The organism is Micromonospora sp. ZG13 (assembly GCF_059359355.1).
Map to the genome: position 1 here is coordinate 1 of NZ_JCADBQ010000040.1, position 1656 is coordinate 1656.

2 protein-coding genes and 1 pseudogene are annotated in these 1656 nt (G+C 67.3%); all 3 read left to right on the forward strand.

Annotated features, from left to right (window positions below; translation table 11 throughout):
* Positions 1 to 184: pseudogene (locus AC5L34_RS29430) on the forward strand (IS5-like element ISDge16 family transposase); the annotation flags it as partial.
* A gap of 206 nt (positions 185 to 390) precedes the next feature.
* Positions 391 to 1296 carry an IS110 family RNA-guided transposase gene (locus tag AC5L34_RS29435; protein WP_494827907.1) on the forward strand — a complete coding sequence of 302 codons (906 nt, stop codon included), beginning with the start codon at positions 391 to 393 and terminating at the stop codon, positions 1294 to 1296.
* On the forward strand, positions 1297 to 1476 hold the full coding sequence (locus AC5L34_RS29440; RefSeq protein WP_494827905.1) for a hypothetical protein: 180 nt from the start codon (positions 1297 to 1299) through the stop codon (positions 1474 to 1476).
* Positions 1477 to 1656 lie beyond the last annotated feature (180 nt).

Below are 1656 nucleotides of genomic sequence, written 5' to 3' on the forward strand. Positions count from 1 at the left end.
CGACCAAGACGCCCACCGCCTCGCGAAAGGCTCCCGCGGCGGCCGGCCACCCGCCTTCAGCCCTGACGTCTACCGCCGGCGTCACGCCGTGGAGTGCGGCATCAACCAGCTCAAGCAACACCGCGCCATGGCCACCCGCTACGACTGTGAGGATGATCGGGTGCTGCCCGGTGCTCGGGTCTGACCCGCGTTACGACCGGCCCTTTGGTGCCTTGAGTTTGATCTGTCGGCTCGGGTCCCGGGTGGTGCTTGCTGCCGCCGAACCGGCGGGACGTGTCCCGATAGGGGCCTTGCCGTTAACAAGGCGCCCTCACAGTCCTGACCACCCTTGCCGGCCCGGCGATGGCCATCCGTTCCCGAGCCGTCAGGAGCCGAACAACCGTGTCCAGCATGTCGCACCCGCCAGTGGCCCAACAGCGTGACACCGCCGATGAGGTGATCCTTGGCGTCGACACGCACAAGGACGTCCACGTCGCGGCGGCCGTCAACATCCACGGTGTCCTGCTCGGCACCCGTAGTTTCCCCACCACCGCCGAGGGCTACCAGGCGATGTTGGACTGGGCCATCGCGCTGGGCCCGCTTCGGCGAGCTGGGGTGGAGGGCACGCATTCCTACGGCGCGGCGCTGACTCGCCACCTACTGACCGCAGGAATCGGCGTCATCGAGGTCAACCAGCCGGACAAGGCCCACCGGCGCCGCCGCGGCAAGACCGACGCTATCGACGCCGAAGCAGCAGCTCGAGCGGTCCTTTCCGGCAGGGCTACCGCCCTCGCCAAGGCGGGCAACGGACATGTCGAGCGGATACGGCTGTTCAAGCTGGCCAAAGCCTCGGCAACCAAATCGCGAGCGCAGGCGATCAACCAGCTCAAAGCCGTCCTCGTCGGCGCCGACCCGGCGCTGCGCGACTCGATGACCGGGCTCAGCAACCCCAAACTCATCCGCCGATGCGCCGACCTGGACCCGGGCCAGCCGGACACCCCCGCAGCAGCCGCCGCATACACCCTGCGCCTACTGGCTCGCCGGATCATCGAACTCACCATCGAGGTCGACGACCTCAACCAGCGGATCACCGAGGCCATCAACGCCCACACACCCGAGCTGCTCCAGCGCTACGGCGTCGGCCCCGACACCGCAGCAGCTCTGCTCCTGGCCGCCGGCGACAACCCGCAGCGCCTCACCAGCGAAGCGTCCTTCGCGGCCCTCTGCGGAGTCAGCCCCATCGAGATGTCCTCCGGCAAGACCCAACGACGCCGGCTCAACCGCGGCGGCGACCGCCAAGCCAACTCAGCCCTCTAAATGATCGTCATCGCGCGACTTCGCTGGGACCTGCGCACCCGCGCCTACATCGACCGACGCGTCAGCGAAGGCAAGACCAGACGCGAAGCGATCCGCTGCTTGAAACGCTACGTCGCACGCGAGCTCCACGACCTCATCGCCCGGACGCCGCAGCCCGGCAGCCTGACATCGACCGCTTGACATCCATAGGGGCATCAAACTAGCCGTGCGCTACGAGGCCACCCTGACCATCGCGGCCATCAACCAGTACCTCCGGGACATATGAAACACGGGCTAGACGATGGGGTCTGCTGCACCGATAGGTGACATCTAAGATGGCTTGCCCTGTGGGCGGGCTGGAAGGATGTCGCTGTGCCGAAG